Here is a 15308-nt window from a genome sequence, read left to right on the forward strand (position 1 = left end):
CGGGCTTTTTTATTAAACAAATTTGAAATTAGAAATTGTAACCGAGACTTAGGCCTACAATGTAGGTAAGGCCGTTTTCGGTTTTAGTGTCAAGAACCCCGGTTCCCGGTCTAGCTGCGATTGTGCGGTCTTTCATCCAGAGATACATGTAAGAGACATCAACAACAAAGTTGTCAAATTTATATCCCAAACCGGTAGATACTATCTGGCGATCATTCGTGGGCAGCATGTAATCTTCATATCCTTCACGGATAGGGCTCTGATCATAAACATAACCGGCTCTAAGAGCTAGATCTTCGATTGGGAGATATTCAACACCAAGCTGAAATCTCCATACATCTTCCCATTTTTTTACAGCAGTATAATTCTTTATGCCAATAGAATTGGTCTTTGCAAAGTCGTAGTTAATATCGCTGTATTCACTCCATTCGGAATAAATAGCATCAGCTTCAAAGCTAAGGTTTGCAAGTGGCTTGTATTCTACACCGAATAAAAAGGTATTCGGTGTATTCATTGACATTGTAATGTCATTGTCATTGAACCTTGTTGCAGTGCTAATTCCTGTAGGAACATTGTAGCTTGCAGATCCAGTAGCATGGTGCTGCATTTTGCTGCGGTATGAAAAGCCGAGAGCCCATTCATCATTCGGTGTAACTCTTATGCCTGCGTTGAAGCCAGGTGTGATGCCGTCGACTATTAAGCGCTGATCAATATCATTTGTTGGATTGTTAGGATCGTTTGCGCCGGTGGGGTCAATTTTTTTACGAAGGTCAGCCCTTACGTACATAAGTTCAAAACCACCAGCTATTGAAATATATTCGTTGATTTTATATGCGATATTCGGGTTAACAGAAAAACTATTTATTTCAGTGTCATATGAAGAGTATCTTCCGCTCCAGTCTTCGTCGAAAGAAGTGCCAAGGCCAAAACGTGTAAATGAGCCGACACCAAACCATAGGCTGTCGTTAACCTGATGTGTAAAGTAAGCGTGTGGTGGAACGAATACTTTTTTGTTGATGCTTTCTTTTTTGCTATTACCGTTATAGTTGGTAGTCACATCATTTGAGGGCGCAATTGTTGAAATTCCGGCTAGTACCTGAGTGCCCTGAAGCTGCGTAATACCTGCGGGATTCCATGCTATAGCAGAAGGATCATCTGCTTTGGCAACCATTGCTCCCCCAAGAGCGTTGCCTCGAGCACTCCATTCATACAATGCAAATCCTGCTGCTTCAGCTTTAGTACATATGCTGGAAGACAGCATTAGTCCCATCATAATTAGCAGTACACTTACGCATACTGTAAATTTGTTCTTCATACAAACTCCTTAAAACGAAATACATGCAACTTATCAAGTAAGTTTTATAATGATATCATCATTCCCCATAGTTTAAGCGGTTATTTTACTATCTTGGTTGATAGTATATGTAAAGAAAATTAAATGTATCTACTGTTTATATTAAGTGTTCATTAGTATAATGTAGTCACTTTCCACTTATTATACATATGTGTATGTTTATTAGTTGTGGTGAAGTACTTTTTATTTGTGTGCAACACACACTTTTTTTGTTTTTTGCAGTGTATTGCTATAAAAAAAGGCAGCCTGATGGGCTGCCTTTTAAGAAGTTGTTCTTAGGAATGTTATTTTATAAAGTAAGCAAGATACTCTTGATTACCTTTTGGACCTTTAATACTTGAAGGAACAAGTCCTTTAAGTATTAAATGAAGCTCAGAAGCTGCAAAATTAATGATCATATCTACAGCCTGCTGTCTGAGGGATTCATCTCGCACTATTCCTTTGTCTGTTTGTCCCGGACCAACTTCGAATTGAGGTTTAATCAGGCAAACAATTTCTCCGGTATTTTTTAAAAAACGTACCAGAGCAGGAAGTACTTTTGTTAAAGAAATAAAAGAAACATCACAAACAACAAGATCGACCTCTTCGGGAATAAGATCTTTTTCAGCATGTCGTAAATTGACTCTTTCTAAGTTAATTACGCGCTCATCCTTCTGAAGTTTCCAATGCAGTTGTCCGTATCCAACATCAGCCGCATAGACTTTAAGCGCTCCGAATTGAAGCATGCAGTCTGTGAATCCGCCTGTTGAAGCCCCAGCATCAAGAGCAACTTTACCTTTTGGATCAAGTCCTAGTTCTTCTATGGCCGTCAGCAGTTTATATCCGCCTCGGCTGACAAATCTGTCTTTGTCCTTCACAACTATTTCTAAATCGGGGTCGAGCTGCATACCTGGTTTTGTTATGGGCAGCTTTTGGCCGTTTTGAAGAAAGTGAGCTTGTCCCGCCATGATCAACCGTTTAGCCTGCTCGCGACTTTCGGAAAGCCCCTGAGAGAAAAGCATTTGATCTGCGCGTTCCTTTTTAGCCACTTATTTTTTCTCCAGACCAAGCATAGCTACGACATTGTCGGCTGCTTTTGAGATGTAATCAGCTTCTGACATAGAATCTTTCAACGTAGCTTCAATAACAAGTTCAGGAGAATTTGATTTAGATGAATCGGGTGTTACTTCGTACTCAGCTGGGAAGGTGTTTTGGTAGTACATGTCTTGAAATCCGACAAACTTGAGTTGATGAGCAGTAGAATCAAGTATAGCTGATTCATTTTCATTAATAAGTCCAAGCTCTTTAGCTCTGATAAGACCGGCGAGACATTCTCCGCCTTGAGTACAGGCAATGTGGCCATTCGCGTTGGCTAGGAGCATGCTGTCCATAATGAGCTGCTCGGAAACCTGAACAACCTGAAAGGATGTTTTGCCACCGATAGCTTCATATTTATCCGCAAAGTATTTTACTCTCGGAAATGAAACGGGATTACCGATCATTGCCGCCTGTGCAACTGAAGGTTGTACAGTGACAGGTTTGTATTCGCGTTCTTTTGGATCATCAACAGAGTAGTAGCGGTAGACAGGATCTGCATGTGCAGACTGGACACCGAAAATTCTAGGTAATTCTTTAATAATATCAAGTTCATAAAGTTTCAGGAAACCGGCCATAATGGCTGTGACGTTTCCGGCATTACCGATTGGTACAAAAATACATTTGTCTTTCAGATCCCAGTCATACCATTGAGCAACTTCAAAGGCGTACGATTCCTGACCGAGAATTCTCCATGAATTCTTGGAGTTGAGCAGGGCAACTCTGTAATTGTCTGCCAGATGTTCGACGACTTTCATACAGTCATCAAAGACTCCGGGTACTTCAAGAACTTTCGCGCCGCTTCCAAGCGGTTGAGCAAGCTGCTGGGGAGTAACTTTACCTTCTGGAAGAATAACCACGGATTTAACGGGGCCGCCAATATATGAGGCATAAAGAGCTGCCGCAGCGGAAGTGTCACCTGTTGAAGCACAGACTGTGAGAATTTCGTCCCAGTTATTTTTTGCGAGAAGGGCATTGATATAGCTGAAAGCACAAGCCATCCCTCTATCTTTGAAGGATGCGCTTGGATTTTGACCGTCATTTTTATAAGCGGTTTTAATCCCGACAATTTTATTTAAATTTGTATTTGAAGCGACAATAGGAGTGTTTCCTTCACCGAGAAACAAAATATCTTTTTCTTCGATGACTGGAGCGAACAGCTCATAGAATCTGAAAATACCTCGGAGGCTGTCTTTTTTTGTAGCTGTACGGGCATCGAACAAGTCACGCCATTCCTGACCGCTGGTTTTCTTTAATTCATCAAAAGTGAGATCTTGAAGAATGAAAACAGAACCGCATTTTGGACAGGTGTAATATAATTCGTCGATTCCGTAATGCTGTCCGCAACCGAGACAGTGATATTCCATCTTTCCCCTGTATTCAGGGAATGTGTTAGCTTGAGACATAAATTCCTCCGCGAGGTTTCATAAAAAGCGGTAAATATTAAGAAGGCCAGATTTTAGGGATGCTCATGGTGAACATCCACACACCGAGACTGACCTTGATTGCCAACCCGAATGCTTTGCCCCAGAAGGCTCCCCATGCGGAGTGCTGGGCTTCAGCAAAGGATCTGCCGTGTGAAAGTTCAAGAACAAGGCAACCGCCAAATGACCCCAAAAGGGCCCCGGGAAGTGCTCCGAGTCCAAAGAAAAAGGGTGCTCCTAATATTGCACCGGCTATTGCGCCGATGAATGCACCCAAGCTGCCTCTACCGGTAGCTCCGTATTTCTTTCCACCGAAGTACTGTGCTGCAAATTCTAAAACTTCACCGATAAGCGCGATTACAGCTAAAATCGAAATGAAGTTCCAGCTCATTGTCTCAGGCAGAAATATTTTCCAACCGATGATAAAGGCGAGCAGAATCCAGTTCGCAGGCAGTCCAAAGATATGCAGTGCCAAAGAGCAAAACATTAGCAGAATTACCAGCACTGCCAAGGCTGTAATCATTTTCTAATTCTCAACTTCTCTGAGGTCTATAACTCGTTGAGCTTTACCTTCAGATTTAGGGATAGAATTGCGCTGAACGAGTTCAACTCTTGGTGTAACAAGAATTTCATCTCTCAGCTTGGCGGCAATACGTTTCTGTAGTCCTTGCAATACTCTCATATCTTCAACAAAAAATTGATCTTTAATTTCGACTTTAACTTTAATCTGGTCAATAAACCCTTCTCTGAAGAGTTCAATGACATAGTTTTGTCCGACTTCAGGCATCGCCATAACTATTTTTTCGATTTGCATAGGGTAGATATTAACACCCTTGATGATGAGCATGTCATCGGCGCGACCGACAATTCTGTCAATGCGCCTGGAGGTTCTACCGCATTTGCATTTACCGGGAACGAAACGGGTCAAGTCTCTGGTTCTGTAGCGAATGATGGGCATACCTTCGCGGGTAAGCGTTGTCATTACCAGTTCGCCGATTTCGCCTTCAGCAACATGTTCCCCGGTTTCAGGGTCAATAACTTCGGCGATATATGAGTCTTCCCACACGTGCATCCCTTTTTGTTCGGTACACTCGAAAGCAACACCCGGGCCGTTCATTTCAGAGAGGCCGTAAGAGTTGTAAGCTTTAATATGCAGGAGTTCTTCAATTTTTTGTCTGGTGTGTTCTGTGTGGGGTTCGGCTCCGATAAGAGCAATTTTCCACGGCATTTCTGCGGGATCATATCCTTCTTCTCTGACTTTGCCGGCAAAATAGAGAGCAAAAGAGGGAATGATATGCAGGGCTGTAACATTAAAATCGCGGATAAGTTTAATCTGTCGTTTAGTGTTGCCTGCTCCTGCCGGAACGGTCAAACAACCGAGACGTTCAGAACCGTAATGAATTCCGAGACCGCCTGTGAAAAGTCCATAACCTGACATGTTTTGCAGAACGTCAGAGCGTCTTACACCAACTGCGTACATTGAGCGGGCCATAAGGTCAGCCCAGGTATCAAGGTCTTTTTGAGTATAAAAAACAGCAGTGGGCGTTCCGGTTGTTCCGGAGGAAGCATGAAGACGAACAAATTCATCAAGAGGTTTTGTAAGCAGTCCGTATGGATACTGAGAACGAAGGTCGTCTTTTGTGGTAAAAGGTAACCTTTTTATATCATCAACAGTTTTAATGATGGAGGAATCGATGTTATTTTTTTTAAAAGATTCACGGTAATACGGAGAGTTAGCGGCTTGCTCGATGGTTTTCCTCAGTCTTTCGGCTTGGAGTTTTTCCAATTCACTTCTATCGAGCACTTCCGCTTTATCGAAATACATTTTATTTCTCCCGCTAATTGTTTTTCAGTGATTCTCGTCTTTTGTAATAGCTTCGATTAATCATCGCCATACTCAGACGGATAAGGCTCGGCAGCAAGGTTTTCGAAGGCTGTATAGTTGCCGAAAAAGGCTAACTCTACAATTCCGGTAGGGCCGTTACGTTGCTTACCGATAATAACTTCGGCCTTGTTGTTAATAGGCTTGTCTTCTTTTTTGTTATAAAAATCTTCACGATAGAGGAATAGGATAATATCAGCATCCTGTTCAATCGCACCTGATTCACGCAAGTCAGACATCATAGGTCTTTTGTCTGTACGTTCTTCAACTTTGCGGTTCAGCTGAGACAGTGCAAGAACTGGTATTTTCAATTCTTTGGCTAACGCTTTTAATGATCGTGAAATATCGGAAATTTCTTGCTCACGTGAGTCAGTACGCGCACTGGAGCGCATGAGCTGGAGATAATCCACCATTACTAGACCCAGATTGTGCTGTGATTTTAGTCTTCTGCATCTGGCTCTTAATTCCATAGTGGAAAGAGATGGAGTATCATCAATAAAGATAGGTGCTTCTGTCAAGTCTTGAGCAGCTTCATAAAGCTTTGCCCAGTCCTCATCATCAAGTTGCCCTGTTCTGAGTCTGGAAAGATCTACTTTTCCATGACAGGCGAGCATCCTTGTCATGAGCTGCCCCATAGCCATTTCAAGGGAGAATACAGCTGTAGGGACTCCGCTGTGAAGAGCCGCGCGCATAGCGACGTTTAACGCAAAAGCGGTTTTACCCATACTTGGGCGTCCGGCAATAATGACGAGTTCAGAGTTTTGAAGTCCTGCCGTCATTTCATCAAATTTGGTGTATGTAGTCGGGATGCCGGTTACAAGAGATTTTTGCTCAACTCTAATTTCAAGTTCTTTGAAAACTTCTTTTATAAGCTCTTTACTACTTTTAATTGTGGTAGTTTTTTTGGCGTCAGTAATTTCAAAGATTGCCTGTTCTGAATGATCAAGCAGTTCTTTAACGTTCTGCGCTTCAAAGCTATCGGTGATGATTGAAGCCGCAGCATCAATCAGGCTTCGCTGGATCTTTTTTTCAGCTACAATTTCAGCATGGTGGAGCGCATTTGCCGCACTTATAACAGAATTAGCAAGGTCAGCTAGATAAACAGGGCCACCGACAGTGTCAATTTTACCGGTACTGGTAAGGTACTCGTTGACGGTGACAATATCTATAGGAGCGTTTTTGGCATACAGAGCTTCGAAAGCTTTGAAAATTTCATGATGGGAAGGAGAGTAAAAATCGTCAGAATGAACGATATCAACGAGATCGTTGAATATAGAGTTGCTTAAAAAAACTCCGCCCAACACAGCCTGTTCTGCTTCCAGATTGTGAGGTGGTACTTTCCGTAAAAGATCAGACGGAGCATCTGATGATGCTCCGTCTGAATTGTAATTAGAGCCGGGCTTACGCCTCTTCTGCTTCTGATTCTGCAGTTTCTTCTTCTTCCATCATCTGACCGGGTTTAGCAACGGTCAGTTTAATTTCACCGCGAACTTCGGGGTGAAGTTTAACTTCGATAGTGAAAGTTCCCAGTGAACGAATAGGATCAGACAACAGAATTTTTCTGCGGTCGAGATCAAATCCCTGTTCAACAAGAGCTTCAGCAACGTTTGCTGCGGTAACGGAACCGTAAAGTTTGTCACCTTCACCAACACGAACTTCAACTTTGACTTCGACTTTTGCAAGTCTGTCTCTAAGTCCTTCAGCCTGTGTACGAAGATTATCTGCCTGTTCCTGAAGCTTTCTTTTTTCAAGCTCGAACTGCTTGAGATTAGCTGCAGAAGCGGGCATAGCAAAGCCCTGAGGAATCAAGTAGTTGCGACCGTAACCGGCTTTAACTGAAACGATATCTCCAAGACGTCCAAGAGAGTCTATATCGGCACGTAAAATAAGTTTCATATCATCGTCCCCCTAGAAGCTCTTTTTCTTAACATCAGTGCTATGCACAGTTGTATAAAGCATGAGAGCCATCTGCCTGGAACGTTTGATTTCAGTAGTAAGGCGGCGCTGATGTTTTGCACAAGTACCAGTAATTCTGCGGGCAATAATTTTGCCGCGCTCGGTAACAAAGTCCTTAAGAATGTCAGGACGTTTATAATCGAGAGGAAGAGCTTTATCTGCGCAGAAACGACAGAACTTCCTTTTTGGTGTGAATTTTTTCTTGAATGCCATGATTATGCTTCCTCCTGTACCAATGCTTTATCTTCAAGTTTAACTGTAACAAACTTGAAAATTCCGTCAGTGATACGAATATTGCGTTCGAGTTCTGCAACCAATGGTGCTGGCGCATTGAAAACTACACGAACGTAGTACCCACGGGACTGGTTCTGGACAGGGTAAGCCAACTGGCGAGATCCCCAATCGTCAACTTCTTCTAGCTTGCCGCCTTCACGTTCGATGATGGCAACAACTCCTTCAACGATGTCCTTGCGGCTGTCGCTCGCAAGCTCGGGGCTTAAAAGCAAGAGTGCTTCGTACTTTCTGAGCATTAAAAAAACCTCCTTATGGTCTATGGCCCTTTCCTTAATATTAGGGCAAGGCGAAAGAAAGGATGTCTAGTCCCTTTCTGAGCTTCTGTCAAGTTTTGAGCATTTATAATAAAATATAAAACTGGAAACGATACTACCGATTCCAGCTTTATATTTACATTTTGTTTAAAAAAACTAAATTCCCATGATGTTATAGCCGCAGTCAACGAAGAGAACTTCGCCTGTAACTCCGCTGGATAAATCAGAGGCTAAATATGTTGCTGTTTTTCCAACTTCTTCGGTAGTTACATTCTTATGAAGAGGAGCGCGTTCCTCGATATGAGAAAAAATACTCTTGAAGCCGGAAATGCCGGAGGATGCCAATGTTTTAATTGGTCCGGCGCTTAAAGCATTTACTCTGATCCCTTTGTGTCCCATATCGCATGCAAGGTAGCGAACGCTGGCTTCAAGAGCTGCTTTTGCTACACCCATTACGTTATAGTTGGTAATGACTTTAGAAGAGCCGAGGTAAGTCATGGCCATAACAGATGAACCGGGGTTCATGATGGGTTCAAAGGCATTACATAGCGTAACAAGTGAGTATGCTGAAACGTCCAGCGCAAGATGAAAACCATCACGTGATGTTTCGATGTAACGTTTTTTCAAGTCATCGCGATTTGCAAAAGCAACAGAGTGGACTAGGATATCAACGTCTCCCCACTGTTCTTTTACAAATTCAGCTGATTTAGCTACGTCATCATCATTGCTAACATCACAAGGGAATATAAATTCTCCGCCAAGTTCTTCACTGATAGGCTCAACGCGTTTTTTTATCGCATCATTAACATAACTGAAAGCAAGCTTTGCACCTTGCTTTTTGAATTGTTCAGCAATTCCATAGGCAATACTTTTTTCATTTGCCACGCCGAAAATAAGAGCTTTTTTTCCTTCCAGCAGCATTAATTACTCCTTGTAGATAAAAGATATAAATCTGCAGACAGGGCAGTAAAACCAATGACGTAATCGGGAATAAAGTGTTTATTCCTACGTCAGTTTTGATAGTTGTTAAGCTTCTGTCGAATTAAATTATTAATTATACGTTTTTAAGCATCAAGTTCAGAACTGGTCAAGAGCTTAAACGCTTCAAGATACTTTTCGCGTGTTTTTGATGCAATATTTTCCGGAATTTCAGGAGCAGGAGGCTGCTTATTGAAATTGATATCTGTCAGCCAGTCACGCAGGAACTGTTTATCGAAGCTCGGCTGAGACTGTCCAGCTTTATAACCTTCAACAGGCCAAAATCTTGAAGAATCAGGAGTAAGAACTTCATCAATTATAATGAGTTCGTCACCTATAAGACCGAATTCAAATTTTGTATCAGCTATGATTATACCGCGTTCCCGAGCATAATCTCTAGCACGGTTATAGATTGACAGAGTTACATCTTGAACTTTTTCAAGCAAATCGCTGCCGAGCATTTCCATTGCTTTATCAACTGTGATGTTTTCATCATGTTCACCTAAGTCCGCTTTAGTGGACGGAGTGAACAGCGGATGTTCAAGCATATCAGACTCTTTGAGTCCTTTAGGGAGAGCATGGCCGGACACTTTTCCAGTGGCGAGATAATCTTTCCATCCGGAACCTGTGATGTACCCGCGAACAATACATTCAATCGGAAGTGGTTTAGCTCTTTTTACTAAGACACTTCGTCCTTGAAGCTGATCTTTGTATTTATGCAGTACTTCAGGATAGTTTTCCACATTTGAAGCAATAAGGTGATTAGGAATAATATCCTTGCACATTTCCATCCAGAATAAAGTAATCTGGTTTAGGATTTTACCCTTATCTTCAATGGGGTTAGGCATAATTACGTCATATGCGGATATTCTGTCGGTCGTAATGATCAGCAGAGTTTCGGCATCAACTTCATAAATATCACGTACTTTCCCTCTGGAGAGAAGTTTTAGTTCTTTGATATCTGTTTCAATGAGATGGTTTTTAGACATTTGAGTTACCTCTTATTTGTAGCGAGATTCAATGGAGCGGGCATGAGCTTCAAGCCCTTCAAGTCTAGCCAATCTGGCGATTTTTGCGCCGTGTCTGGAAATATAATTCTGATCGGTATAAATCAGACTGGATTTTTTACAAAAAGTTTCAACGGAAAGAGCAGATGAAAATCTTGCTGTACCAACTGTGGGTAAGACATGATTTGGTCCGGCAAAGTAATCACCAATAGGTTCCGGGGTGTGATGCCCCATGAAAATTGCACCGGCATGTTTAATGAGGCCGAGTGCACCCCATGGATCTTCAAATGCTAGTTCAAGGTGCTCAGGAGCCATGTTATTAACAAAGTTTATTCCGGTATTTCTGTCCGGAACTTCAACTATAGCTCCCCATGAATTAAGTGATTGAAGAGCTATTTCGCCTCTAGGCAGTTTTTTTGCCTGAGTTCTGAGTTCTTCCTTAACTTTACTACCTAGGGTTTTATCCCAAGTTATCAAAATAGATGAGGCTAGAGGATCATGTTCTGCCTGAGAAAGCATATCTGCGGCAATCCAAATAGGGTCAGCTGTGTCATCGGCAAGTATTGCAATTTCGCTTGGCCCGGCGATCATGTCGATTCCAACTTCTCCGACGAGCTGTCCCTTTGCGGTTGCAACGAAAATATTACCAGGTCCGGCGATAACGTCGCAAGGCTTAATGGTTTGTGTTCCATATGCAAGAGCGCCGATGGCCCATGCTGACCCACTTGCGTAAATTTCGTTTATTCCGAGTTCTTGAGCTGTAGCCAGAATGTATGGATTCAGTGTTCCATCTTTTCTCGGAGGAGAAATAACCGCTATCTGTTTAACTCCGGCAACCTGTGCAGGTACTGCATTCATAATCATGCTGGAGATAAGGGGAGTTTCTCCGCCTTGACCACCGGGAACGTATAATCCTACCCGGTCCACAGGTCTTACAAGTTGACCGAGGATTGTTCCGTCATTGTCAGTTGTCCACCATGACTGTTGGACTTGTCTGCGATGGAAATTTTTTACATTGCGGATGGATTCTTCAATTATTTCAAGATCTTCACTTTTAACTTCTGTATATGCAACGCTTCGATTGTCTGCAGAAACTTTAAGCATATCCTGATTGAATCCGGGACAGTCAAATTTTTGAGTATATTTAATTAGAGCCTGATCGCCTTCTGATTTAACAGCATTAAGTATTTCTCTGACGATTCCGTCTACTTTCTGATCAGGGTTTTTGCGTAAGTCCAGCCATTTTTTAACGTCAGCCCACGAGTCTTGGCCTGAGTATTCTATGTCCTTGCAAGGCATTGAAATATCCTTAACTTGAAGAGTGTGAAATAGGTGTTTGTTTTTACCGAAGAGTACTAATTCTGATGTAATTATTCATTATCTTAATGCGATTCAAAAGTCGAGCATAATAGAATGGAGAGTATATAACAATAAAAAAGGGCCGGAAGATAACTTCCGGCCCCGGTGTCAGGACTAATTGCTAGAGATGGTCTAAGAATTCTTAGAATTCGTAAACAAGACCAACTGCAAACTTCAGAGCTGCATCGTCTTTACCATTGCGTGTGGGATTGTAAGCTTCCCATGTTGCTTTGTCGAGATCCATGCCGATGTAACCGAATTCAACGATAGCAGCCAGTTCGTCGTAGATCTGGTAGTTGGTGTTGAAGTCGACTTCGAAAGCCTGGTCTTTAGTGGTAAGGAATTTGCCATCAGCAGCGATGTTGGTCAGGCCAGCATTGTTTCTGATGAGGTCTTTGTCGTTAGTACCCTTGATGTACAAGAAGTGCAGATCATGAGTAAGTTTGTCGAGGAAAGAGATTCCTTCGAAAGAAAGACCAGCTGTCCAGAGACCAACCTGATTGTTGGAGTCAAGGTCAGCAGAAGTAAGAGCAGAACCACCGAAGTAGTAAGTACCGAAAGCGAAGTCATTGTTGATTACAGGAAGACGTTCGGAACCGTTGCTTGTTTTGTCATCTTCACCGGAGGTGTAAGCGAAAACAAATTTAGGCTGTACGAAATCAAGACCTGTGTAAGCAAGAGAAAGGTCAGCGCCCCAACCGGAACGGTCGTTGCGTTTCTGGTTAGCATCAACAGAACCGTAAACAAAGTCAGCTTTGAGTACGATAGGATCGAATGCTGTCATTGCGAAAGAAGTACCAGCCCACCATGCGTTAGCATTCTTGTTGAATGCAGCAGCACCAGGAGCAGTCATGCCAGGAAGGGTTGCAACAGCGGAGAAAGTGTCTTCGCCGATCAAGCCGAACATAGCGTAAGGTGTAGCTTCAAAACCATCAATAGTGATAGGAAGAGCTGCGAAGAAGAGGTCGAGTTCTTCTTTTCTGTTATTAGCAGTTGTAGAGTAAGCTACGTTATCAGTAGAGTTAGCATCGTATGCACGAACGTAACCTACGGAAACTGCGAACTGGTCAGTGATAGGAGCACTAACAACGAGAGCGCCAGCATCAAGGTCACCAAGAACCATGTTGCCTGCGGCTGCGCCAGGAAGGTTGATAGAGAAGATACCAGCAGTTGTCAGTACTTCTGTTTCAGGGAAGCGGTACTGCAAGAATACGCGCTTGATACCGAGAGGACGGTCTGAAGAACCTGTTGTGAGGTTAGAATCAGATCCACCTACGCGGGTTTTGTACTCAACGTACAATTCGGACATCAAATTTTCGTTTGCAATGAAACGGAACTGTGTACGAGCACGGAACCAGAAGTTAAGATCATCTTCCTGAGCGCCGTTGCGTTTAGCAGCGAGAAAATCGCTGTTGTCCATGATGTTAGCCTGGAACTGGAATTTACCTTTAGCTTCCAGATCCACCGCTGAAGCGGTACCAGCCATTCCGAGCACCAAAGTGGCGAGGATGGCGAGAATTACCAAACGTTTCATAATTGTATTCCTTCTTTTGCTGAATGAATGAAGTTAATGCACAATTGCCTGACACCTACCTTCAGAAACAGTTCTATCGCTTCACAAAACTAATGGCAAGCCCAAAGTTACATTTTTTTGACTAAAGTTAAAATTTTTTTACCGTATAAAAATTTATACTATTTGAAGTGTTCACAAATTCTAGAAATTTTCTAGATACTGAATATTGCCCGGTTAGTCCTTTGTTGACAAGGATCTTTGCTATGGATAGGTCTAATTAATTGTTTTAAGCGGAAGTATAAAAAATTATACAGGAATGGTGAATATGGGGTTTGAGTTTATTAATGTCGATTATCCGACATCACCCGGTGTGTATCTGATGAAAGATTCCACTGGTCTTATTATATATGTAGGGAAAGCTCGAGATCTACGTAAACGCCTTTCTTCTTACTTTCGTTCAATTCAAAAACATACTCCCAAAACTAAAATTTTGGTTTCAAAGATAGCGTCTATTGATATTCTTGTTACTGCCACAGAAAAGGAGGCTCTCCTTTTAGAAGCGAGTCTGATAAAAAAGCACAGGCCTCGTTACAATGTGGTTTTGCGGGATGACAAACAATACGTTCTTTTTCAACTTGATAAACGTTCCGAGTATCCCCGTTTACGTTTAACCAGAAAAGTCGTGCGCGACGGATCTGTTTATTTCGGTCCATATACTTCCAGTTTCTTTGCGCGGGAAACTTGGAAAATTCTCGGCAAAGTGTTTCAACTTCGCAAATGCTCTGATTCGGCTTTTAAGAATAGAGTCAGGCCCTGTTTGTATTATGACATTGGGCAGTGTTTAGGCCCTTGTGTTAATTTTGTTCCGAGAGAACAATATATGGAGCTGGTTAAAAAAGTTGAAATGCTTCTATCCGGTAAAGCGGGTGATCTGATTTCAGATTTACGGCATGAAATGGAGAGGGCTTCTTTGGAACTTGCTTATGAACAGGCGGCCAAAGTTCGTGACCAGATTAAGGCAATTAGTAAAACAATCGAAAAACAGGCCGTTGTCCTTAATGATAGAGCTGATATCGATGTAATCGCTCTTGCTGAATCTTCACGGGGAATAGGGCTGGGATTGCTTTTTATTAGACAGGGGCGGTTGCTGGATAAAAAAGATTTTTTTTGGCCCGGATTGAGCCTTGAAGATGGCGATGAAATTTTACACAGCTTTATTTCGCAATTTTATTCTTCCACAAAATTTATTCCACCCAAAATTTTAGTACCGTTTGAATTTGATATGTATAGCGCCTCGGAGATCCTTACCGAACGCAGCAAGTCTGTGGTGCGTATTACCACTCCTCAAACAAGTGAGGAAAAACGGTTACTTGATATTGCCCGGAAAAATGCATCTATAGGCGCAAAAGAAAAAAGTAATGAAGATATTCTGGATATTTTAGCAGCGAAATTAAATCTTTCTGCTCCGCCCCAGCGTATTGAATGTATTGATGCCTCTCATCTTGGCGGGGAAGGAATGCGCGTTGGAATGGTTGTTTACGAGCAAGGTAAGCCTGAAAAATCACAATACCGAATATACACATTCCCGGAACTGGAATATTCTTCAGATGATTATGCCGCGCTTTTTCATTGGGTTTTAAAACGGATTGAATCCGGTGCGCCATGGGCTGATCTGATTTTAATCGATGGCGGTAAGGGACAGCTTTCATCGGTTGAAAAAGCTTTTTCTGAGAATTGGCAGGACTCCGCGCCTATTCCGGCTCTGGCTTCAATAGCTAAAGGTCCGACCCGAAAGGCCGGCGAGCTTGAAGATAGAATCTTTACACCCGGACGAAAAAATCATCTGCCCTTAAAAGGCGGAAGCCCGGCTTTATTGTATTTGCAAAGATTGCGAGATGAAGCTCATAGATTTGTAATTGGAAAACAACGAAAATCACGCAAGAAAAAAGCTCTACAAAGTGAAGTGTTGAGTCTGCCGGGAATCGGTCCCAAAACAGCGCGGTTGCTTTGGGACCAATATGGTTCTGTTCAGAAAATGAAAGAAGCAACTGCCGAGGAACTTTCAAAAGTTTCGGGAATCGGCAAGGTCCGTGCAAAGCAAATTTATAATTCTTTTAAGGATATTGAATAAAAATTAAGTATGCTGGATTTGTTCATGTTTATAACAAACTCATAATTTTAGTTTACTTCTGATTTAAATACTAAAAGTTTTG

Annotated in this window: 14 protein-coding genes; 1 reads left to right on the forward strand and 13 read right to left on the reverse strand. The window is 42.3% G+C overall.

Annotated features, from left to right (window positions below):
• Nucleotides 1-28: 28 nt before the first annotated feature.
• The 13 genes from BLT41_RS11690 to BLT41_RS11750 all read right to left on the reverse strand — a co-directional run bounded on the left by BLT41_RS11690 (nucleotide 29) and on the right by BLT41_RS11750 (nucleotide 13116).
• On the reverse strand, nucleotides 29-1315 hold the full coding sequence (locus tag BLT41_RS11690; protein ID WP_092161320.1) for an OmpP1/FadL family transporter: 1287 nt from the start codon (nucleotides 1313-1315) through the stop codon (nucleotides 29-31).
• Nucleotides 1316-1638: 323 nt separating this feature from the next.
• Nucleotides 1639-2382, reverse strand: coding sequence for a TlyA family RNA methyltransferase (locus BLT41_RS11695; protein WP_092161321.1), 744 nt, complete (start codon nucleotides 2380-2382; stop codon nucleotides 1639-1641).
• Entirely contained in the window at nucleotides 2383-3834 is a 1452-nt protein-coding gene (thrC, locus tag BLT41_RS11700; RefSeq protein ID WP_092161323.1) for a threonine synthase, read from the reverse strand.
• Nucleotides 3835-3871: 37 nt separating this feature from the next.
• Nucleotides 3872-4375, reverse strand: coding sequence for a DUF456 domain-containing protein (locus tag BLT41_RS11705; protein WP_092161326.1), 504 nt, complete (start codon nucleotides 4373-4375; stop codon nucleotides 3872-3874).
• Between the two features lie 3 nt (nucleotides 4376-4378).
• Nucleotides 4379-5677, reverse strand: coding sequence for a phenylacetate--CoA ligase family protein (locus BLT41_RS11710; RefSeq protein WP_092161336.1), 1299 nt, complete (start codon nucleotides 5675-5677; stop codon nucleotides 4379-4381).
• A 56-nt stretch (nucleotides 5678-5733) separates the two neighbouring features.
• Nucleotides 5734-7164, reverse strand: a complete 1431-nt coding sequence (dnaB, locus tag BLT41_RS11715; protein ID WP_092161349.1) for a replicative DNA helicase — start codon at nucleotides 7162-7164, stop codon at nucleotides 5734-5736.
• Entirely contained in the window at nucleotides 7136-7630 is a 495-nt protein-coding gene (gene rplI, locus BLT41_RS11720) for a 50S ribosomal protein L9 (RefSeq protein ID WP_092161350.1), read from the reverse strand. The genes dnaB and rplI overlap by 29 nt, the downstream gene beginning before the upstream one ends.
• A 12-nt stretch (nucleotides 7631-7642) precedes the next feature.
• On the reverse strand, nucleotides 7643-7903 hold the full coding sequence (rpsR, locus tag BLT41_RS11725; protein ID WP_092161352.1) for a 30S ribosomal protein S18: 261 nt from the start codon (nucleotides 7901-7903) through the stop codon (nucleotides 7643-7645).
• Nucleotides 7904-7905: 2 nt separating this feature from the next.
• Entirely contained in the window at nucleotides 7906-8220 is a 315-nt protein-coding gene (gene rpsF / locus BLT41_RS11730; protein ID WP_092161353.1) for a 30S ribosomal protein S6, read from the reverse strand.
• A gap of 174 nt (nucleotides 8221-8394) precedes the next feature.
• Entirely contained in the window at nucleotides 8395-9159 is a 765-nt protein-coding gene (locus BLT41_RS11735; protein WP_092161354.1) for an enoyl-ACP reductase FabI, read from the reverse strand.
• A 143-nt stretch (nucleotides 9160-9302) separates the two neighbouring features.
• On the reverse strand, nucleotides 9303-10205 hold the full coding sequence (locus BLT41_RS11740) for a phosphoribosylaminoimidazolesuccinocarboxamide synthase (RefSeq protein WP_092161355.1): 903 nt from the start codon (nucleotides 10203-10205) through the stop codon (nucleotides 9303-9305).
• A 12-nt stretch (nucleotides 10206-10217) separates the two neighbouring features.
• Complete coding sequence (hisD, locus tag BLT41_RS11745; RefSeq protein ID WP_092161356.1) at nucleotides 10218-11522, reverse strand: histidinol dehydrogenase; 1305 nt, start codon at nucleotides 11520-11522, stop codon at nucleotides 10218-10220.
• Nucleotides 11523-11724: 202 nt separating this feature from the next.
• Nucleotides 11725-13116 (reverse strand): outer membrane homotrimeric porin, encoded by a 1392-nt coding sequence (locus BLT41_RS11750; protein ID WP_092161357.1) that lies wholly within the window; start codon nucleotides 13114-13116, stop codon nucleotides 11725-11727.
• Nucleotides 13117-13420: 304 nt separating this feature from the next.
• Between BLT41_RS11750 and uvrC the strand changes: the two genes are divergently transcribed.
• Nucleotides 13421-15226, forward strand: coding sequence for an excinuclease ABC subunit UvrC (uvrC, locus tag BLT41_RS11755; RefSeq protein WP_092161358.1), 1806 nt, complete (start codon nucleotides 13421-13423; stop codon nucleotides 15224-15226).
• Nucleotides 15227-15308: the final 82 nt, after the last annotated feature.

Source organism: Maridesulfovibrio ferrireducens, assembly GCF_900101105.1.
Taxonomy (GTDB): Bacteria; Desulfobacterota; Desulfovibrionia; order Desulfovibrionales; family Desulfovibrionaceae; genus Maridesulfovibrio; species Maridesulfovibrio ferrireducens.